This is a genomic window from Bradyrhizobium betae (genome assembly GCF_008932115.1).
Lineage (GTDB): Bacteria > Pseudomonadota > Alphaproteobacteria > Rhizobiales > Xanthobacteraceae > Bradyrhizobium > Bradyrhizobium betae.
Genome location: NZ_CP044543.1, coordinates 6,261,430 through 6,280,893, shown reverse-complemented (window position 1 = coordinate 6,280,893; position 19,464 = coordinate 6,261,430). Strand labels below are relative to the sequence as shown.

The 19,464-nt window shown below is 64.7% G+C and carries 21 protein-coding genes; 12 read left to right on the top strand and 9 right to left on the bottom strand.

All coding sequences use genetic code 11. The features are described from left to right. Position 1: 1 nt before the first annotated feature. From F8237_RS30245 to F8237_RS30230, 4 genes are all read left to right on the top strand, one after another. Complete coding sequence (locus tag F8237_RS30245; RefSeq protein WP_151649783.1) at positions 2 to 748, top strand: glycerophosphodiester phosphodiesterase; 747 nt, start codon at positions 2 to 4, stop codon at positions 746 to 748. A gap of 56 nt (positions 749 to 804) precedes the next feature. Further along, on the top strand, positions 805 to 2,046 hold the full coding sequence (locus F8237_RS30240; RefSeq protein WP_151649782.1) for a GNAT family N-acetyltransferase: 1,242 nt from the start codon (positions 805 to 807) through the stop codon (positions 2,044 to 2,046). 66 nt (positions 2,047 to 2,112) lie between these two features. Continuing rightward, positions 2,113 to 2,541, top strand: a complete 429-nt coding sequence (locus F8237_RS30235; RefSeq protein ID WP_151649781.1) for an HIT family protein — start codon at positions 2,113 to 2,115, stop codon at positions 2,539 to 2,541. Positions 2,542 to 2,725: 184 nt separating this feature from the next. Continuing rightward, entirely contained in the window at positions 2,726 to 3,751 is a 1,026-nt protein-coding gene (locus F8237_RS30230) for an IS110 family RNA-guided transposase (protein WP_151642626.1), read from the top strand. Between the two features lie 338 nt (positions 3,752 to 4,089). On the opposite strand, the gene tsaA is transcribed toward F8237_RS30230, so the two are convergent. The 4 genes from tsaA to F8237_RS30205 all read right to left on the bottom strand — a co-directional run bounded on the left by tsaA (position 4,090) and on the right by F8237_RS30205 (position 6,824). Beyond that, positions 4,090 to 4,581, bottom strand: a complete 492-nt coding sequence (gene tsaA / locus F8237_RS30220) for a tRNA (N6-threonylcarbamoyladenosine(37)-N6)-methyltransferase TrmO (RefSeq protein WP_015685586.1) — start codon at positions 4,579 to 4,581, stop codon at positions 4,090 to 4,092. A 32-nt stretch (positions 4,582 to 4,613) separates the two neighbouring features. Then, positions 4,614 to 4,964 (bottom strand): AzlD domain-containing protein, encoded by a 351-nt coding sequence (locus F8237_RS30215; RefSeq protein ID WP_151649780.1) that lies wholly within the window; start codon positions 4,962 to 4,964, stop codon positions 4,614 to 4,616. Next, positions 4,961 to 5,701 (bottom strand): AzlC family ABC transporter permease, encoded by a 741-nt coding sequence (locus F8237_RS30210; protein WP_151650723.1) that lies wholly within the window; start codon positions 5,699 to 5,701, stop codon positions 4,961 to 4,963. The genes F8237_RS30215 and F8237_RS30210 overlap by 4 nt, the downstream gene beginning before the upstream one ends. 103 nt (positions 5,702 to 5,804) lie before the next feature. Then, positions 5,805 to 6,824, bottom strand: a complete 1,020-nt coding sequence (locus F8237_RS30205) for a lytic transglycosylase domain-containing protein (RefSeq protein WP_244626014.1) — start codon at positions 6,822 to 6,824, stop codon at positions 5,805 to 5,807. Between the two features lie 39 nt (positions 6,825 to 6,863). Between F8237_RS30205 and F8237_RS30200 the strand changes: the two genes are divergently transcribed. Next, positions 6,864 to 7,880 (top strand): TRAP transporter substrate-binding protein, encoded by a 1,017-nt coding sequence (locus F8237_RS30200; RefSeq protein WP_162006423.1) that lies wholly within the window; start codon positions 6,864 to 6,866, stop codon positions 7,878 to 7,880. A 34-nt stretch (positions 7,881 to 7,914) separates the two neighbouring features. Here the strand turns inward: F8237_RS30200 and F8237_RS30195 are convergent, their stop codons facing one another. Then, positions 7,915 to 8,109 (bottom strand): hypothetical protein, encoded by a 195-nt coding sequence (locus F8237_RS30195; protein ID WP_151649777.1) that lies wholly within the window; start codon positions 8,107 to 8,109, stop codon positions 7,915 to 7,917. A 502-nt stretch (positions 8,110 to 8,611) separates the two neighbouring features. Here F8237_RS30195 and F8237_RS30190 point away from each other — a divergent pair. The 6 genes from F8237_RS30190 (at position 8,612) to F8237_RS30170 (ending at position 12,334) form a co-directional block, all read left to right on the top strand. After that, the gene (locus F8237_RS30190) at positions 8,612 to 9,250 is read left to right on the top strand and encodes an HAD family hydrolase (protein WP_151649776.1); all 639 of its coding nucleotides are present in this window, start codon (positions 8,612 to 8,614) and stop codon (positions 9,248 to 9,250) included. After that, a complete protein-coding gene (locus tag F8237_RS30185) occupies positions 9,165 to 9,548 on the top strand; it encodes an aldo/keto reductase (protein ID WP_310473108.1) in 384 nt (127 codons plus the stop codon). The genes F8237_RS30190 and F8237_RS30185 overlap by 86 nt, the downstream gene beginning before the upstream one ends. A 129-nt stretch (positions 9,549 to 9,677) precedes the next feature. After that, positions 9,678 to 9,839, top strand: a complete 162-nt coding sequence (locus F8237_RS36525; protein ID WP_167527499.1) for a hypothetical protein — start codon at positions 9,678 to 9,680, stop codon at positions 9,837 to 9,839. Position 9,840: 1 nt separating this feature from the next. Continuing rightward, positions 9,841 to 10,170, top strand: coding sequence for a c-type cytochrome (locus F8237_RS30180; protein ID WP_151649775.1), 330 nt, complete (start codon positions 9,841 to 9,843; stop codon positions 10,168 to 10,170). A 155-nt stretch (positions 10,171 to 10,325) separates the two neighbouring features. Further along, positions 10,326 to 11,747, top strand: a complete 1,422-nt coding sequence (locus F8237_RS30175; RefSeq protein ID WP_151649774.1) for an MFS transporter — start codon at positions 10,326 to 10,328, stop codon at positions 11,745 to 11,747. Between the two features lie 128 nt (positions 11,748 to 11,875). Further along, positions 11,876 to 12,334, top strand: a complete 459-nt coding sequence (locus tag F8237_RS30170) for a peptidase associated/transthyretin-like domain-containing protein (RefSeq protein WP_162006278.1) — start codon at positions 11,876 to 11,878, stop codon at positions 12,332 to 12,334. 71 nt (positions 12,335 to 12,405) lie between these two features. On the opposite strand, the gene clpA is transcribed toward F8237_RS30170, so the two are convergent. From clpA to F8237_RS30155, 3 genes are all read right to left on the bottom strand, one after another. Beyond that, complete coding sequence (gene clpA / locus F8237_RS30165; protein WP_151649772.1) at positions 12,406 to 14,805, bottom strand: ATP-dependent Clp protease ATP-binding subunit ClpA; 2,400 nt, start codon at positions 14,803 to 14,805, stop codon at positions 12,406 to 12,408. Between the two features lie 305 nt (positions 14,806 to 15,110). Continuing rightward, complete coding sequence (gene clpS / locus F8237_RS30160) at positions 15,111 to 15,443, bottom strand: ATP-dependent Clp protease adapter ClpS (RefSeq protein WP_015685564.1); 333 nt, start codon at positions 15,441 to 15,443, stop codon at positions 15,111 to 15,113. 444 nt (positions 15,444 to 15,887) lie between these two features. After that, positions 15,888 to 16,226 carry a phasin family protein gene (locus tag F8237_RS30155; RefSeq protein WP_015685562.1) on the bottom strand — a complete coding sequence of 113 codons (339 nt, stop codon included), beginning with the start codon at positions 16,224 to 16,226 and terminating at the stop codon, positions 15,888 to 15,890. Positions 16,227 to 16,617: 391 nt separating this feature from the next. Here F8237_RS30155 and F8237_RS30150 point away from each other — a divergent pair, with 391 nt between their 5' ends. Then, positions 16,618 to 18,459: a D-alanyl-D-alanine carboxypeptidase gene (locus F8237_RS30150; RefSeq protein ID WP_151649770.1), complete on the top strand. Its 1,842-nt coding sequence runs from the start codon at positions 16,618 to 16,620 to the stop codon at positions 18,457 to 18,459. A gap of 217 nt (positions 18,460 to 18,676) precedes the next feature. Here the strand turns inward: F8237_RS30150 and F8237_RS30145 are convergent, their stop codons facing one another. Beyond that, entirely contained in the window at positions 18,677 to 19,411 is a 735-nt protein-coding gene (locus F8237_RS30145; RefSeq protein WP_151649769.1) for a DnaJ domain-containing protein, read from the bottom strand. Positions 19,412 to 19,464 lie beyond the last annotated feature (53 nt).

Here is a 19,464-nt window from a genome sequence, read left to right as displayed (position 1 = left end):
AATGCGCGCTCCGGATTGGCTGACAGCCCGGCCGGTCGCCCATCGCGGCCTGCACGACATTTCCCGCGGCATCGTCGAGAACATGCCCGGCGCGGTACAGGCTGCCGTCGCCGGCAATTTCTCGATCGAGGTCGACATCCAGCTCTCCGCCGACGGCGAGGCGATGGTGCACCACGACCATGCGCTGGGCCGCCTCACCGAGGCGACCGGCGAGGTGGTGTCGAAGACAGCCGCGGAGCTGAAAGCCATCAAATTCAGGGATACGGACGAGCGGATGATGTCGCTCTCCGACCTTTGCGCCATGGTCGCCGGCCGCGTGCCGCTGGTAATCGAGGTCAAGAGCCATTTCGACGGCGACCGCAAGCTGGTGACGCGGATGGCCGAGGTGCTGGCGTCCTATCAGGGACCCGCCGTCGGCATGTCGTTCGATCCCGACCAGGTGCTGGCGCTGCGCCAGTTGCTGCCGTCCCGCCCGCGCGGCATCGTCGCCCAGCGGAGCTACGAGGACGAGTACTGGGCCACCCTGACCCAGCCGCAGCGCGACAGCATGCTTTACCTGCGCCACGGCTTCGAGACCCAGCCCCACTTCGTCGCTTTCAAGGTCGACCACCTCCCGGCGCCCGCCCCCTGGATCGCCCGCAACATCTTCGGCTGCGCCCTGCTCGGCTGGACCGTCCGTACCCCGGAGCAGCGGACGCGGGTCGGGCAGTATGCGGACCAGATGATTTTTGAGGGGTTCGTGCCTTAGCGCCCGACGTTCCCGCCCTCTTGAAGTCGCTGCTGCAATGCACGATCTTGGGTGAGATGGGATCATCTGAAATCACGCTCGAGGCCGTACCTTCCATTGCCGAGGTGTCTCCTGAGGATTGGGACGCCTGCGCCAATCCAGGCGGCCGGTGCACTGGAGGGGGCAACGGAACCTCACCTGCCCTTCCAGGCGATTCTCTCGGCCTCTTAAAACCCGCCTATAACCCGTTCGTTTCGCACGCGTTTCTTTCGGCCGTTGAGAAATCGGGTTCAGCCACGATTCGCACCGGCTGGGGACCACGGCACCTCGTGGTCAAGATCGATGGCCGGGTCGCGGGCGTCGTGCCCTGCTATCTGAAATCGCACTCGCAAGGCGAATACGTCTTCGACCGCGGCTGGGCGGACGCCTATGAGCGCGCCGGCGGGCGGTACTATCCGAAGCTTCAGGTCTCGGTTCCCTTCACCCCGGCCACGGGGCCGCGGCTGCTGGTTCGCGATGGCGACGACCGCGAGCGCATCACCGAGGCGCTCGCAAGCGGGCTGGTGGCGCTAAGCGGCGTCAGCAAGGCTTCCTCGGTGCACGTCACCTTCGCACTTGAGGCGGAGTGGAAGCTGCTCGCCGAGCACGGCTTCCTGCAGCGGACCGACCAGCAGTTCCACTGGCACAATGAGGGATTTGCCAGCTTCGACGACTTCCTCGCCACCCTGAATTCGCGCCACCGCAAGTCGATCAAGCGCGAACGCCGCGATGCGCTCGCCGCCGGCATCAGCATCCACCGGCTCACCGGCAAGGACATCACCGAGGATGCGTGGGACGCCTTCTTCGAGTTCTACATGGAGACCGGCTCGCGCAAATGGGGCCGCCCGTATCTTACGCGCGAATTCTTCTCGCTGATCGGCGAGACCATGAGCGACGACGTGCTGCTGGTGATGGCCCGCCGCAACGATCGCTGGATCGCGGGCGCGATCAACTTCATCGGCTCGGACACGCTGTTCGGCCGCAACTGGGGCGCGGTCGAGCATCATCCCTTCCTGCACTTCGAGGTCTGCTACTACCAGGCGATCGATTTCGCCGTCGAGCGCGGCTTGACGAATGTCGAGGCCGGCGCGCAGGGCGAGCACAAGATCGCGCGCGGCTACCTGCCGCGAACCACCTACTCCGCCCACTTCATCGCCGATCCGGGCCTGCGCCGCGCCATCGACGACTACCTCAAGCGCGAGCGTGCCTATGTCGCCGAGGCCGGACGGGAGCTCGCCGAGCTCGGCCCGTTCCGCAAAGGCATCGACGAGGCGCCTTGACGGTTCACTGTGGCTGATGACAGTAAGCGCGAAATTCCAAGCGCAAAGTTCCTGGGAGCCGCCGCTATGACCGCCTACGACACCAACAACATCTTTGCAAAAATCCTGCGCGGCGAATTTTCCTGCCACAAAGTCTATGAGGACGAGCATGTGTTGGCCTTCCTCGACATCATGCCGCGGGTGCCTGGCCATACGCTGGTGATCCCGAAGGCCCCTGCCCGCAACATCCTCGACATCAAGCCGGACGACTACGCCCATGTCGCCCGCGGCGCGCACAAGATCGCCGCGGCCGCGATGAAGGCATTCAATGCCGACGGCATCACCGTGCAGCAATTCAACGAGCCCGCCGGCGGACAGGTGGTGTTTCACCTCCACATGCACGTGATGCCGCGCCATGACGGCGTCGCGATGCTGCCGCCGGCCAGTCGCAAGGAAGACGTCAAGGTGCTGGAAGAGAATGCGACCAAGCTGATCGCGGCGCTGAAGGCGGGCTAGGTATCTGTCCTGTAGATGGGGTAACGGGCCCCGGCGGCCTTCCAGTCAAGCCGCGCTAGCTACGGCGCTATTTTGATTGCGCGCGTCGCGCGGCTTGACTGGAAGGTTTGCGGTCGTCCCTCACATTGATGGTGTAGCGGAGTCGAGGCCTAAGCTTCGCTCCAAGCATCAAGGAGGAACGACCATGGACTACTATGCCGGAATCGACGTGTCATTGGAATGCTCCAGCGTGTGCGTTGTCGACGCGAGCGGAAAGATCGTTCGGGAGGTCAAGGTTGCCAGCGAGCCTGTGGCGCTGATTGGCTGGTTCCGCTCGCTCGGGTTCGAACTCGCCAGGATCGGGCTGGAGGCCGGACCGCTGTCTCAGTGGCTTTATACAGCCATGAAGCACGAGGGCCTCGCGGTCGAGCTCCTGGAAACGCGGCACGTGAGCGATGCCTTCAAGGCGATGCCGGTGAAGTCGGACCGTAACGACGCCCGCAACATCGCGCAATTGATGCGGCTCGGCTGGTTCCGGCCGGTGCATTGCAAGTCGATGAGTGCCCAGGAGACCCGTGCGATGCTGACGGCGCGCAAGCTGATCCAGGCCAAGCTTCAGGACATCGAGAACAGCCTGCGCGGGATCCTGCGCGGCTTCGGATTGAAGGTTGGCAAAACGACGAAGCGCAGTTTTGCGGCACGCATCCGTGAGCTGGTGGCCGGCCATCCGGCCCTCGAGACGATCGCTACTGCGACGCTGGCGGTTCATGCAGTGCTACTGCGCGAGTTCAACGGCTTTGAGAAGCGGGTGCGGGCGATGTCGCTTTTGGATGCCAAAGCCAAGCTGCTGATGTCGACACCGGCCGTGGGACCGATCATCTCGCTGACCTTTGCCAGCGCCATCGATGACCCCTCGCGCTTCAACTCGGCGAAGCGCGCGGGACCGTTGTTCGGCTTGACGCCGAAGAAGTACCAGTCAGGCGAGACCGACTACTGCGGCCGCATCAGTAAAAATGGCGACGCCTCCGTGCGCGAGGCGCTCTATGAAGCCGCCCACATCATCCTGACCAAGCCGATCAAGGGCTGCGCGCCGCTCAAGAGCTGGGCCATGCGGATCGCCAAGCGCGCCGGCATGAACAAGGCCAAGGTAGCGTTAGCACGCAAGCTCGCCGTGATCATGCTGCGCATGCTCAAGGACAACGCACCGTTCAGGACGACTGCCATGGCTTAAAGCAAGAGCACACAGATTCGGGCGGGCATCACACCAGCCTCCCCGAAGCGAAGTCCCTTCGCCGGGACGATGGATCAGGCCAGGCCGTCATCCGGGTTGTCGACGCATCCGTCGATGCGATCACGCTTCCGTAGATTGGCCGACCTGCTCCTCTCTAGAACCCCATCAGGCGACGGCCTCCGCGCCGATCCCGTACAGAAGCAGGTTCCCGGCGAGTGGACGACGCAAAAAGGGATTGACTAACCAGGGCCCGTTACAGAAGCCCGGATGGAGCGGAGCACAATCCGGGACCTTCCCCGCATTCCGCTGCGCTCCATGCGGGCTACGATCGCCGCCCCTCACTCCGACTGAAAATCCCCGGCCTGCGGCGCGGCCAACGGCGTGAACTCGCAGCGGTCGGGCTTGATGTCGATCAGCGGCGTGTTGTCGATGCAATCGAGGCCGCGCACGAGAATGGCGTTTCCCTCGATGCCGACCAGCTTCACGATCGAGGTGCCGATCGGATTGGGCCGGACCGGCGAGCGCAGCGAAAAGGTGCCGCGGGTCTTCTCGTTGTTCTTCGGGCTTTGCAGCACGATGTCGCGGCGCGAGCGGTCGAGCCAGTACAGCACTTCGAGATTACCGTAGAAGTCCACACCCTTGATCGCCGGCACGAACGGCTCGAAGATCTCGAGGCGGCAGATCGGGCCGTCGGCGCGGCCCTGCCGCGGCGTCTCCAGGCGCGAGGTCCAGGGCGTACGGATACGACCGATGAAGACCAGGCCGGCATCCTGCGTCGGCGGCAGCTCGATGGCGACCTCGCCCTCGCGGAGCTCGTTTTCGCGAACCATATTTCCAGTTCCTCAGCTATTCGGAAGCGGTTTTAGCCCAACCACCACGTGCCGGCCAGCATGAACACTTCGCCCGTCACCACCCCCGCGAAGATCGAGCGGCGGGCCAGCAGGAAGACGACGAGGCCGGCGGCGACCGCGCCATAGCGCAGGACATCCGGTACGCTGGCGAGCGCCCCCGGCGGCTCGACCACGATCTGGGCGATGACACCGGCCAAGATGGCGGTGGCGACCGCCCTCACCCAGACCAGTAGCTCGGAGCCTTCGTCGATGCCGCCGCCGAACCACAGGCCCAGCATGCGCCAGATCTGGTTGGGAATGACGCCAGCGACGAACAGCACGAACAACGCGTGCCAATCGCCGATGAGCTGCGCAGCGCTCATGCCCGCACCTCCCGCCACCAGTGCACGCCGTAGGCGATCGTCCCGGCAACCACGCCGCTGACGAGGATGTCGAGGCCGGAGTTCATCTTCGCCGCCAGCGGATAAAGCAGGATCCCCAGCGCCAGCGCGACGACGTCGGCGACCTCGCGGCTGTTGCGCGCGGTCGAGAACAGGAAGGACAGCGGCGTCAGCAGCAGGATCGCGGCGCCCAGCGTCTGCGTGAGATTGGCGGCAAGGAAATAACCGACCGTGTTGGCGGTGAGGCACACCGAGACCAGGCCGAAGCCAAGTCCGTTGACGAAGGCAATCCGCCGATCGCGCGGCACCTGCGGCAGGAAGCGATGGCATTCGACCCACAGCGTCACGGCCGTGAGATGCGCGGCGAAGAACAGCTCGCGCCGCCTGGTCGTCGGCGTCCGCATCAGGGGCAGCACCGAGACCACCATCGGAAACAGGCGGATGGCGCTGACAGTCACCGCGATCGCCGACTGGATGACGGTCGCGCCCGAGCCGAGCGTGGTGATCAGGATGATCTGCGCCGGCCCTGCCCAGACGAACAGCGTCGAGCACAGCGTCCAGAGCAGGCTGAAATGCGAATCGTGGGAGAGCGCGCCGATGCCGAGATAGGTCGCAAACAGGACGAGGGTGAGAATCGTCTGCGTGATCGAGCGCAGCCCCCATGCGAAAGCGCGCCAGGGGCTTTGCCATTGCGGAGAATCGAGCGGAGGAAGCGCCACGGGACGGCCGGCCTGGATGAGGAATCGTGCCTGCATAACGGGCAATGCGGTGGCCTGCGTCAAGAAAGCGCGCGGCGGGGCTGGCATGCACGACGACACGCCCTTACCCGCTCACACCCCTGTTCTTCAGCACGAAGCAAGCGCCGCCGGCCTTGCGGATGCGGCTGCACAACTCGTCCGCCTCGCTGCGCGTGTCGGCACCGATGCGCACCTGGTAGAAGGCGCGGGTGCCGCGGCTGCGCACCACCGAACTTAGCAGGCTCGGGTCTCGTTCGCCGATCACAGCGCTCAGCCGCGTCACGGCGCGGGAATACATCGCCAGCGCCCTGTTGCGGTCGAACCCGGCGGCAAGCTGCACGCCCCAGACCTTTGCGGCAGCCAGCTCGACATGCTGCTCGAGCTCGGCAACGAAGGCATTCGGCGCACGCTTCAACAATGCCATCAGATCGCGGCAGCTCGTCAGCGGCGCACTTGGCGGGCCCTTGCCGGTGCTGCCGGCCTTTGCCCAGGCATCGACGCTCGTGCCGGTGATGGCGACGACATAGTTGCGCGTCTGCTCCGGCATCGGACCGGTGCCCGCGAGCCATTCCTGCACCCGCCGCGGCCCGGCATTGTAGGCGGCGGCGGCAAGGCCGAGATTGCCGAACTGGTTGCGCAGCTCGTTGAGGAATTCGGCCGACTTCGGCAGCGCCTGCACCGGATTGAACGGATTGAGCAGCCCGCGCTCGCTCGCGGTGCCCGGCATGAACTGCGCGATCCCCTGCGCATGCTCGCCGCTGCGCGTCATGGGGCCCACAGCATCGGCCTGGAAGCGGCTTTCCTGCCAGATCACGCGGGCGAAGAATTCCAGCGGCAAACTGGCATCGCGCGCGGCCGCCTCCACGATCAGACAGATCGATTCCCGCGTGTCGCTCTCGCGCGCATCAGGCTTCGCGGAGGGCCCCGCGAGCTCTTCGACGCTTGGGATGGCGACACCGGTCTTTGCAGGCGAGCTGTCCCACGCCGCGGCCTGCGACGTCGAGAACAGCAGCGTGGCAACGACAAGTGATGCAAATCGCGGCAGCACTGCCCAAGCATCGCCGTGGCGCGCGCCGGCGCGCCATGCGACAAGATGATCCGCCATGTTGTGGCATCGTGCCATGTTTCGACGAGCTGCCAATCTATGCTGCCTGACCTGCTTCTCCCAATGCGATTCCCCGCCAAACGGATCCACGCGATCCTTGCCCTCACCGCGCTCTTGCTGTCCGCCGTGCCGGCCGCAGCCCAGGTCAGTTGGCGGATGACCACGGAATACCCGCAAAACAACATTTCCGGGATCGGGCTCACCACCTTCGCCGAACGGGTCGCCACGCGCACAAACGGTTTCGTGACCGTGGCCAACGCCTTCGACAACGAGCTCAAGATCAACTCGGGCGCGATGCCGCGCGCGGCGACGGACGGCCGCATTGCCGGCGGCGATGCCTTCGCGGGCGCGCTCTCGGGCCTTGACCCGGTGCTCGCATTGTCCACCCTGCCCTTCCTGGTGCAATCGGTGGACGTCGCCCGCGCCACCAATCTGCGGGCGCGCCCGCTCTACGAGAAGGCGCTCGCAGCACGTGGCCTCAAGCTGCTTTATGTGACGATCTGGCCCGTGACGGGTCTCTGGTCCGAACACGCGCTCGCAAATGCCGACGACCTGCCGAAACTGAACTTGCGGGCTTACGACGCCAACTCCAGCGAAGTCATGCGCGCGGCCGGCGCGAATGCGCAATTCCTGCCCATGGACGCGGCGCTCGCCGGCCTCAGGGAGCACCGGCTGAATGCGTTCCTCACCTCCGGAGACGGCGGCGCGGGGCGCAAGCTCTGGGACTTCCTGCCCTATTTCACGGCTATCAATTACGCGATGCCGGTCTCGATCGCCTTTGTCCGCAGCGACGCCTTTGCCGAGCTGTCCGAGCCGATGCAGCGCGAGGTGCTGGCCGCGGCGGCCGAGACCGAGCAGAGCCAGTTCGCGCTGCTCCCCCATCGCACCGCCGAGAACTACGCGCGCATGCGCGACAACGGCGTCCGCATCGCCGAACCGGCGCCCACCTCGCTCATCGCCGCACTTCGGACAGCTGCAACCAGCGCCCTCTCGACCTGGGAAGCGCAGGCGGGCGCGGACGCCACGGCGATTGTCGAATGGGCGAAGCAGCAATAGCGCCCGCCAGCCCCGCCCTTCCCTCTTCTCGGCGTTATGCCGAGGCGGGTTTCTCTGCGCTGATCGCACGGTCCAAGGCATCGATCAGCGTCTGAAGTTCGACGAACTTGTTCCGTGCTCGCTCGGCCTTGTCACGGTCAAAGGGAGCGGCCAGCACTTTGGCGTGCTCGTCCCTGTCCTCGATCATGCGATCGCGGGCCTTCTTCAACATATCCAGTCGCGCGTTCATCTGTGCTCCTCTGCCAATACCTAGCCAACCGCAACCAATGGCTCAGTCGAATCCAGACGGAAGCTCGCCCTTCCGGAAGAACACCGTCGGCTCGCGGCCGTCGTGGTGCGGCCCAAGCTGACGTAACCGCTCTGATCGCGTCCGCTCACAAGGTATTGCAGCTGCGTCCTATCCACGCAGGAGCGCCGCAGCGGCCACCAGAAGCAACAGAAACAACGGAACGATCACCGGCGGCACGATCCAGTCGGCCAGGCGCAATCGAGGCATGCGCGCTCCTCCTCAGTCGGCGGGAGCGTGAGTGACCCTCAGTCACCGATCGATGCCATGGGAAGGGCGGTGATCGCTGGACCCTACGCCTAAGCCCCGCCAATAGCGAGCTTTTAAAGCGGAGCACCGCATCGACGAGGCTGATTTCAACCTGCCAACCGTTGCACATTGCCTTGGCCTGCGGCCTCGTTTAGGTCACGCAACAGACGGCAATATCAGCACGGGCACGACCAGCATGGTGACAATCTATTTTGATCTCGACGGCACGCTGACCAACCCGAAACCCGGGATCACCCGCTCGATCCAGTACGCACTGGAACGGCTCGGCCTCGCTGTGCCGAGCGAGGACGATCTGACCTGGTGCATCGGCCCGCCGCTCCACGCCAGCCTGCAAAAGCTGACCGGCAGCGCGGAACTCGCCGACCGTGCGTTGCTGCTCTATCGCGAGCGTTTCAGTGATATCGGCCTGTTCGAGAACGAGGCCTATGCCGGCATCATGGACACTCTGACGACGCTTGCCGCGACCACGCCGCGCATGTTCGTGGCGACCAGCAAGCCCGCGGTCTACGCCAACCGCATCGTCGAGCATTTCGGCCTGAAGCCGTATTTCGAGCGGGTGTTCGGCTCCGAGCTCGACGGCACGCGCGTCGACAAACGCGACCTGCTCCGCTACGCGCTCGACGAGGCCAAGGTCGATCCGAGCAGCGCGATCATGATCGGCGACCGCAGCCATGACGTTGTCGGCGCCCGCACCAACGGTATGACCGCGATCGGCGTGCTCTACGGCTATGGCAGCGAGGCCGAACTGCGGGATGCCGGCGCGCATCATATCTGCGCGGCGCATCCGGAATTGCTCGGCCATTGCGCGGCATAACCTCCGTCGTCGACGAGGCCTCGGTGATCAGCTCCGATCGTACAAGGACCTGCCGAAGGAAACCGGCAAGAGCGTCTCACAAATTGCGCTCAACTGGCTGCTTCAGCGTCCGACCGTCTCGACGTTGATCATCGGCGCACGCAACGAGACGCAGCTCCGCGAAAATCTCGGCGCGGTCGGCTGGTCGCTGACCAAGGACCAGATCGCAAAGCTGGATGCCGCGAGCAAGGTCACGCTGCCCTATCCTGACTGGCACCAGCGCACGACCTTCACCGACCGCAATCCGCCGGCGGTGTAGCGACGCGGAGCGTTGCGCGTTGCGGCGAGGCGCGCACGATGCCGGCCTCGTCGAGGCGCGTTTCGACCTTGAGCTGCATCAAGCGACCGGCCGCCGGCCGTGTCACGCTGCGTGCTCGCGAGGCTCCCGATGCGCCGATTTGCCATGAAGGCCCTGTTCACGGTCCTCAACCTCAGCCAGGCCGAGAGAGAGCGGATCAATTGGGATCGCCTCATCCTGGTTCTTTCCACCTTGGTGACCATCGGGCTGCTCGTGCTTTACGCCTATGGCAAGGCAACTTTGCGATGGTGAGATGAAGATATTCGCGTTCGCGCCTCTGATCGTGTTGTTGTGGAGTTCGTTCGCCCACGCAATGGATGCCGAACAGCGGCACAGCCAAAATCTCCTGGAGAAGATGTGCTCGCGGTGTCATGCCGTCGGCCCCACCGGCAGGAGCCCCAACAAGCTTGCGCCGCCGTTCCGCCATCTGGGCGAGAACAAGCTCTATGATCCCGACTTCGTGCAGCGCCTTCAGGACGGCTACAGCAGCATTCATCGCGCCATGCCGACCTTCCGCTTCGACCGGGAGAGCGCCGAGGCCGTCGCCAGCTACCTCAAGGCTATCCAGACAAAGAAGGACTAGCCTCCCCGACCTGCTGCAAACCCTTGGCACATGCTCTTGCCGCTGGGAGAACGGCGTCGGGCGCTGGAACCGTCCGGGTCCTGCCGGGTTGCGATCCACCCTGCAATTCCCTAATCCGGGGATGCATCACGGCCCGAATCAGGCGCGCCTCCATCATGTCGTCCGCCCCCATCGAGCATGCCGACGGACTGCCGCAACCCCTGCGCAACCAGGCGGTCCTGACCATTGCGCTCGGGATCATCATGGCCGTGGTCGACAGCGCCATCGCCAACGTGGCGCTGCCGACGATCGCGGCCGACCTCGACGCGAGCCCGGCCTTCTCGATCTGGATCGTCAACGGCTATCAGCTCGCGATCACCATCTCGCTGCTGCCGCTGGCCTCGCTCGGCGAGATCATCGGCTATCGCCGCGTCTATCTGGTCGGGCTGGTGCTGTTCACGCTTGCATCCGCCTTCTGCGCACTGGCGGATACGCTGCCGTTGCTGACGATCGCGCGCATCATCCAGGGCTTTGGCGCGGCCGGCATCATGAGCGTCAACGCGGCACTGGTGCGCTTCACCTATCCGCGCAGCCAGCTCGGCCGCGGCATCGGACTCAACGCGCTCGTCGTCGCCTTCTCGGCCGCGGTGGGCCCGACGCTGGCCGCTGGCATCCTCGCGTTCGGAAGCTGGCCCTGGCTGTTCGCCATCAACGTCCCGCTCGGCGTGGTGACGCTGGTACTGGGCCTGCGCAGCCTGCCTCACACGACACCCGCCGGCCGATCTTTCGACTGGCAGAGCGCGGGGCTGTCGGCGATCACCTTCGGCGTCGGGATCGCGGCCGTCGACAGCGTCGGCCATGGCGAGGCCGTGATCACCTGCCTCGTTCAATTCGCAATCGCCATCGTCGCAGGCGCGCTGCTGATCTACCGCGAAACCCACATGACCTCGCCGCTGCTGCCGGTCGATCTGCTGCGCATCCCGGTGTTTGCGCTGTCGATCGCGACCTCGATCGCCTCGTTCTGCGGGCAGATGCTGGCCTTCGTCTCGATCCCCTTCTATCTCCAGAGCCGCTTCGGCTATTCGGCGGTGCATATGGGCCTGCTGATCACGCCATGGCCGATCGCGGTGGCGTTCGCGGCACCGCTGGCCGGCCGCCTGGTCGAGCATTATCCAGCCGGCCTGCTCGGCGGCATCGGGCTCACGCTGTTCGCCTGCGGTCTCGGGGCACTCGCCTTGCTGCCGGCAGCCCCGACGCCGTTCGACATCATCTGGCGCATGGCGCTCGCAGGCGCCGGCTTCGGCCTGTTCCAGACTCCCAACAACCGGACCATGATCGCGGCCGCCCCGCGCGAGCGCGCCGGCGGCGCCAGCGGCATGCTGGGCACGGCGCGGCTGCTCGGCCAGACCACGGGTGCGGCGCTGGTCGCGCTGCTGCTCGGCCGCTATCCGATCGAAGGAATGCGGTTGGCGCTTCTCGCCGGCGTTGGATTTGCACTCTGCGGCGCAGTGCTGAGCATGCTTCGGCTGTCTCCCGCAGGCGCCCGCGGCGCCGAGCACGTCCGCGTGCAGGACGACCAGCGGCTGCGGGGCGAATAGGCCCGGGCCACGCCCAGGCTATCGCTACTCCCGCAAACAACCCGTGCCTGCCTTAACTATCCGGATCAATGCCGTATTGCACTCGCGCGCAGGTTGCGCTTCACTGCGGCCGGGACAAGGGGCATTTCATGCGTTCATTTGGAATTGTGGCGCTCAGCGTCATGCTGGGCGGCTGCGCGTCTGTCACGCGCGGCACGACCGAAAACATCAGCATCTCATCGACACCATCAGGCGTGGAAGCCATCATCAGCGGACTGGAGGTTCCGACGACCTGCACGACGCCTTGCGCCGTGGTCGTCAAGCGCAACGCCGACATCTCGATCACCTTCCAGAAGGAAGGCTATGAGCCGCAGATCGTGCCGCTCAGCCGGGACATACCGAGCTCCGGCGCCGCCGGCTTTGCCGGCAATCTCTTGCTGGGCGGTGTCGTCGGCATGGGCGTCGATGCCGCGACGGGGGCGGCAACCGATCACAAGCCGAATCCGGTCATCGTGACGATGCAGCCGTCAGCCCCTGCCCGCGCGCGGCCGCCCGCGCCGAGAAAACCGAGGCCGCCGGCAGCACCCGCGCCTGACACGGGCACCTAGTTTCCCGCACCACGACACAAACAAAAAGGCCGGCTTTGCAGCCGGCCTTCTTCGATTGATGACGCTCGCGATCAAGCCTTGACCAGCGGGCTCTTGGTCGGCCCCTTGGAGCCGCCGCCCGGCTTGGACTTGCCCGGCGGACGCTTGCGGGCGCCGGGCAGCTTCTCCTGCTTCGGCGTGACCGGCCCCTCGACGAATTCGAAGCCGATCTTGTCCTTGGTCTCGTCGGCCTCGTCCTTGAGCAGGACGACGCGGACGTGGCCGCCGCCCTTCAGCTTGCCGAACAGCACCTCGTCGGCCAGCGGCTTCTTGATATGCTCCTGGATCACGCGGGCCATGGGCCGCGCGCCCATCTGCTCGTCATAGCCATGCTTCACCAGCCAGGCCTTGGCGGGCTCTGAGAGTTCGATGGTGACGTCGCGATCGCCGAGCTGCGCCTCGAGCTGAAGCACGAACTTCTCCACGACCGTGCCGATCACCTCGACGCTGAGATGGCCGAACGAGACCACGGCATCGAGGCGGTTGCGGAATTCCGGCGCGAACTGCCGGTTGATCGCCTCGTGATCGTCGCCTTCCCGCTTTGAGCGCGTGAAGCCGAACGCCTGCTTGGCGAGATCCGAAGCACCCGCATTCGTGGTCATGATCAGGATCACGTTGCGGAAGTTGACCTGCTTGCCATTGTGGTCGGTGAGCCGGCCGTGATCCATGATCTGGAGCAGCACGTTGTAGAGATCGGGATGCGCCTTCTCGATTTCGTCGAGCAACACCACGCAGTGCGGATGCTGGTCGACGCCGTCGGTGAGCAGGCCGCCCTGGTCGAAGCCGACATAGCCGGGAGGCGCGCCGATCAGGCGCGACACGGTGTGCCGCTCCATGTATTCGGACATGTCGAAGCGCAACAGCTCGACGCCGAGCGATGCCGCGAGCTGCTTTGCGACTTCGGTCTTGCCGACACCGGTCGGGCCCGAGAACAGGTAGCAGCCGATCGGCTTCTCCGGCTCGCGCAAGCCGGCACGGGCGAGCTTGATCGATGCCGCAAGCGACTCGATCGCCTTGTCCTGACCGAACACGGTGCGCTTCAGCGTCTGCTCGAGATGCTTGAGCACCTCGGCATCGTCCTTGGACACGCTCTTTGGCGGAATCCGCGCCATCGAGGCGATCGTGGTTTCGATCTCCTTGATGCCGATGGTCTTCTTGCGCTTGTTCTCGGCGACCAGCATCTGGGCCGCGCCGGACTCGTCGATCACGTCGATCGCCTTGTCGGGCAGCTTGCGGTCGTGGATATAGCGCGAGGAGAGCTGAACCGCGGCCTCGATCGCCTCGTTGGTGTACTTCAGCCGGTGGTAGTCCTCGAAGTACGGCTTCAGGCCCTTGAGGATCGCGATAGCGTCCTCGACGGTCGGCTCGTTGACGTCGATCTTCTGGAAGCGCCGCACCAGCGCGCGGTCCTTCTCGAAGTGCTGGCGGTATTCCTTGTAGGTGGTCGAGCCCATGCAGCGGATCGTGCCCGAAGCGAGCGCGGGCTTGAGCAGGTTCGAGGCATCCATTGCCCCGCCCGACGTCGCGCCCGCACCGATCACGGTGTGGATCTCGTCGATGAACAGGATGGCGTTCGGGTGCGCCTCGAGTTCCTTCAGAACCTGCTTCAGGCGCTCTTCGAAGTCACCGCGATAGCGCGTGCCGGCGAGCAGCGTGCCCATGTCGAGCGAAAACACGGTCGCAGCCGCCAGAACCTCCGGCACCTCGCTGTCGACGATACGCTTGGCCAAGCCCTCGGCGATCGCGGTCTTGCCGACGCCGGCTTCGCCCACGAACAGCGGATTGTTCTTCTGCCGGCGGCACAGCACCTGAATCGCGCGGTTGATCTCGGAATTGCGTCCGATCACCGGATCGATCTTGCCGTCACGCGCCTTCTTGTTGAGGTTGACGCAATAGGTCTCGAGCGCCTCACCCTTCTTCTTGGTGTCCTCGCTACCCTTGGTCTCGGTCTCCTCGTCGACGCCGCGAACGGGCCGCGCCTCGGAGACGCCCGGCCGCTTGGCGATGCCGTGGCTGATGTAGTTGACGGCGTCATAGCGCGTCATGTCCTGCTCCTGCAGGAAATACGCAGCATGACTTTCGCGCTCGGCGAAGATCGCAATCAGAACGTTGGCGCCGGTCACCTCTTCGCGACCGGATGACTGCACGTGGATCACGGCGCGCTGGATCACGCGCTGAAAACCGGCGGTCGGCTTGGCATCGTCGGCGCCATCCGTCACCAGGTTCTCGAATTCGGTTTCAAGGTAATTGACGAGGCTCGTGCGGAGCTTGTCGAGATCGACGCTGCAGGCGCGCATGACCGCGGCCGCATCGGAATCGTCGATCAGGGAGAGCAAGAGATGCTCGAGCGTCGCGTATTGGTGATGACGCTCGTTTGCGATCGCCAGTGCACGATGCAGGGATTGTTCAAGGCTTTGAGAAAAAGTCGGCATTCGCGTCCTCTATGGCCCCCACCATCATGATCGCCATCGCCCGGTCAGGCAACAACAACCTTTGTCACATATAGTTATCCAAGATCGCGGCGAAAGACCGGTTCCGCGACTCGAGCGGGTACACACTTGCGGTATTTTCGATGCAAAACCCGTTCCGATTTGGGCGGGATCGGCGCCGAGACAGATTTTCCGTACGCTGGTCGGCTGGAACGGGCATCGCGCAGGCATCATGCGACGATCACACAATGACGCACGCAAAGTTTGGACGGACGCAAAGACCGCCTACGAGAGCATCGTGAGGCTTCTTATTTCTTCTCCATCACGCATTGCAGCGGATGCTGGTGCTTGCGGGCGAAGTCCATCACCTGCGTCACCTTGGTTTCGGCGATCTCGTAGGTGAACACGCCGCACTCGCCGATGCCGTGATGATGGACGTGCAGCATGATCTTGGTCGCAGCCTCCACGTCCTTCTGGAAAAACTTCTCCAGCACGTGGACGACGAATTCCATCGGCGTGTAGTCGTCGTTCAGGATCAGCACACGGTACAGGTTCGGCCGCTTGGTCTTCGGTTTGACCTTGGTTATGACGGATGTATTCGGACCCGTCGGGCCGCCCGAACGGTTCTCGTCATTGCTCATAATGGGAGCGTCGACAGCGGCTGGCGCGGACAGGTCGAGTCTGGAAGTCAGGTGCGGCATGGCTCAGGCGTTCAAATTCCCCACAGAAGCGAATAACGGTCCGCCGCGCGACCCTGCCCTTCGGAGCCTCGCACAGGCGCACCGCCTTGTTGGATCGCCGCTTCCAACCGGTCCGGTCAAATCCGGATCGATTGCAAGCAATATGGGCCTGCCCCCGGCCTGCCGCAAGCGCGCAAAGGTCCGGCCTCTGCGGCAGCGGCGCCGCCGATTCCCGGCCCAGACGATCCTGTCCGAGGTTAATCAATCCGGACCGATTTGACAAAAATTTCCGGCCAGCCTGTTTAGAACATGTTGGCCAGGAACCCGGCAGGGACTCCGTTGCGCAAACAGAAAAAGCCCGGCTGCATCAGCCGGGCTTCTTGATTCCAGGACTTCCAGAAAGCGTTAATTGGCGGCCGGGGTGAACTTCGACACGATGGTCTCGACCGGCTTGAAAGCCTGCTTGGCGAGGTCGCTGTAGAGGCCGGCGATCTTCTGCGATTCCGCAACAAAGGTCTCGTAGGCGGAGCGGGCGAAATCGGTCTGCGCTTCCATCGCCTTGTCCAGCGACTTCACGCCGGAAAGCTTCTCGACGAAGGACTTGGTGTCTTCGAACGACTTCTTGGTGTAGTCGCCGTAAGCGCTGGCGATCGCCTGGAGGCCGTGCTGAACCGTGGTCGCGGAGGCAACGCACTGCTCGAAGTGCTCTTTGCCGTAGCTCTGAATGTCTTCAACCTTGAACATCTCGGAATCCCTTTATCCCTAGCTTTCGTCCGGAAGCCCCGGCTCCCTGACTTCGCCCAAAAATAGTGCAACGCACAAAATATGTCAAGAATCTTTGTGCGACGCACAAAAATAGATGCAAGTCGCGGAGATTCCCGGGCTTTCCCGCAATGGTTCCTTAAGCTTTTGGAAACTCCAGGCCCCTACCCTGATTCCCTGGACGTGTTCATCTTCAGAGAGCGGCCGAAAGCCGTTTGAGAACATCACCTTAGCCAGAATAGCGGCTCAGGCCCAACGTCTCCCGCAGTGAACACCAGCGGAGGGACAGCCTGAGCAGGTAATGATCCCGGGTCCATGGGCACAATTTCGCCTCACGAGCCGGTGATCAAGTCAGAAACGGGGACGGGGTTCCATGCTTCGTAAAAACTTGTCTTCCTCGCGCTTGGCGCGGGTTGGCGTTTTCGGGCTTCTTACGGTCACAGCCGCGGTCATCTTCACCACCGATGCAGCCGAGGCGCGGCGCCATCGGCATCGCTCCTACGCGCACCACCGGGTGCAGCGCGACGTGTCCGAAAGTTCCAGCCCGAAATTCGCGTCGATTATCGTCGACGGCAATTCCGGCTCCGTGCTTCAGGCAAACAGCCCCGATGGGATCCGCCACCCCGCCTCGCTCACCAAGATCATGACGCTGTATCTGCTGTTCGAGCGTCTCGACTCCGGCAAGATGAAGCTCGACACCGAGATGCCGGTGTCGCAGCACGCCGCCGATCAGGATCCGACCAAGCTGAACCTGCGCGCCGGCCAGACCATTCGCGTCGAGGACGCGATCAAGGGTCTCGTCACCCGCTCCGCCAACGACGCAGCCGTGGTGATCGCGGAAGCGATCGCCGGCGACGAAGACGACTTCGCCCAGATGATGACGCGCAAGGCGCGCTCGCTCGGCATGTCCAAGACGGTCTACCGCAACGCCAACGGCCTTCCCAACGACGAGCAGGTCACGACCGCACGCGACCAGGCGACGCTCGGCCGCGCCATCCAGGAACGCTTCCCGCGCTACTATCGCTATTTCGCGACCTCGACGTTCAACTGGCGCGGACAGTCGATCCGCAACCACAATCACCTGCTCGGCAGCGTCGAGGGCGTGGACGGCATCAAGACCGGCTACACCCGCGCCTCCGGCTTCAATCTCGTGACCTCGATGCGCCGCGGCAACCGTCATCTGATCGGCGTGGTGCTGGGCGGCCGCAGCGGCGGCTCGCGCGATGCCATCATGCGCAACCTGCTCGCCGAGAATCTCGAGAAGGGCGCCACCACCCATACCGTCGCCGCGGTGACCGAGCGCAATGGCGCTGAGGCCAACACCGAGGTCGCCAATGCGTCGGACACCCCGGTCCGCGCCGCTGCTCCGCAGGTTCAGGCAGCGGCCGCCCCTGCTCCCGAGGCCGCTCCGTCGCGCCTCGCCTCGCGCCTGTCGGCGCTTGCCGCTGCGACCGCTGCGATGCCGCCGGCTCAAGCCAAGCCTGAAGTTCGGCCGACTGAGTCCAAGATCGAACCCGCGCCGCTCACCAATGGCGTGATCTCGAGCCAGCCGCTCTCGATCATCCCCGGGTCGTCCGAGCCGATGAAGCCGGTTCGGGTCAAGACCGTTCAGGTCAAGGCCGGCGCCGTGAAGCTCGCCTCCGCCGCGCCAGCTCAGGTTGCCCCGCAGGTGACCAACACGATTGCGTCCCGCTCCGACGTCGCGGAGACCTCCGGCGCCGTCGTCGCCCGCGCCGATCTCATCAACAAGCCCGAGATCGCAAGCCAGCCGGAAACGCCCAAGGCCGAGATTGCCCGCAACGAAATGCCCCGTCAGCCGGCGGGCTTTGGCACCGGCAACGGCATCCTCGGCGTGCTGCCGGCCGCGACCGCCGCCGCGCCCGCCCCTGCCACGGCGAAGCTTGCGTCCGCCGATCCGGCGCCGCAGCCGATCCAGATGAGCGCCACCACCAAGCCGGTCGTCATGCACAGCGGGTGGATCGTTCAGGTCGGTGCGCTCGAGAGCGAGAACGAAGCCCAGCAGCGCATCGATGCCGCGCGCAGCTCGGCCCGCGGCCTGCTCAGCAAGGCCGATCCGTTCACCGAGCCTGTCGTCGCCAAGGACAACCGCAAGCTCTACCGCGCCCGCTTCGCCGGGCTCGAACGTGACCAGGCCGAAGCCGTCTGCCGCGCCCTGAAGCGCGCCGACATCTCCTGCATCACCGTCCGCAACTGATCTTTCGTACCGCCCCAATCAAAATGCCCGCGCCTTGCGCGGGCATTTTTGTTTTGGGCGGGCACCGATGCCGGTTCCGCGACAACCTCTCGTCAACGATTTACGGTTAAATTTTTACTCAAGGGATCGACCACGCCGACAATGGCGGGCATCGGGGCGACGGCAGACAGAGCAAGCGGAGCTTATACGGACGGGCGTTTGTAGCGTGGTGCCGGAGTTAGCCGTTATGCGTACGAAGCAGAGTATCCTTGGCCTCGTTCACACGGGCAGCGAGATACGTCGAGCCCCCCTGGTCGGGATGGAGTTTCTTCATCAGGGACTTGTGAGCCCGGCTGATGTCGTCGCGCCCCGCGCCCGGCTGCAAGCCAAGGATCTGATAGGCTTCCTCCGCCGTCATTTTGCCGCTCGCCGCCGTGTGGCGCTGCCGCCCTGCCGCATCGCCTTGCGCGTTCTGACGCCAGGCGGGAAACCGGCGGTCCAGATAGCTTTCAAGTAAGGCCACGCTCTCGGCGTCGAACCCCGGAGCCATCGCCAACAGGCCGGCGAGATCGAACTCGTCGAGATCGCGCCCGGCATGAGGCCCCGCGACGATCTGGCCTGCGAGCTGACCGGAATCGTGGTCGAGCCGCATGTCCAGGAATGGCGAGCGCACGCGCGAGGCCTGACCGGCCGGGCGCGTCGCACCGCCGCCGCCGCCGCCGAACAACCCGCCGATATTGCCGAAGCCGGCGTTCGCCAATGGCGTCCAGCCCAGCAGCCCGGCACCGAAAATCCCGAGCGGGATTGCCACCACCAGCTCGCCCCGCAGGCCCGTGAAGGCTGCGACAGCCAGCGCCAGCACGCCGCCACCGAACTTGATGGTGCGCGCCAGCACCGCCGGGTTGGCGGATCGGAACATCTGGAGCAGCAGATAAAGCGTGATAACAGCGACAGCGCCGAGGATCAGGGTCATGGCCGGAATATAGTCGCCCTCTTGTCAAAAAGCATGGCGTCCTTCGGTGCGTC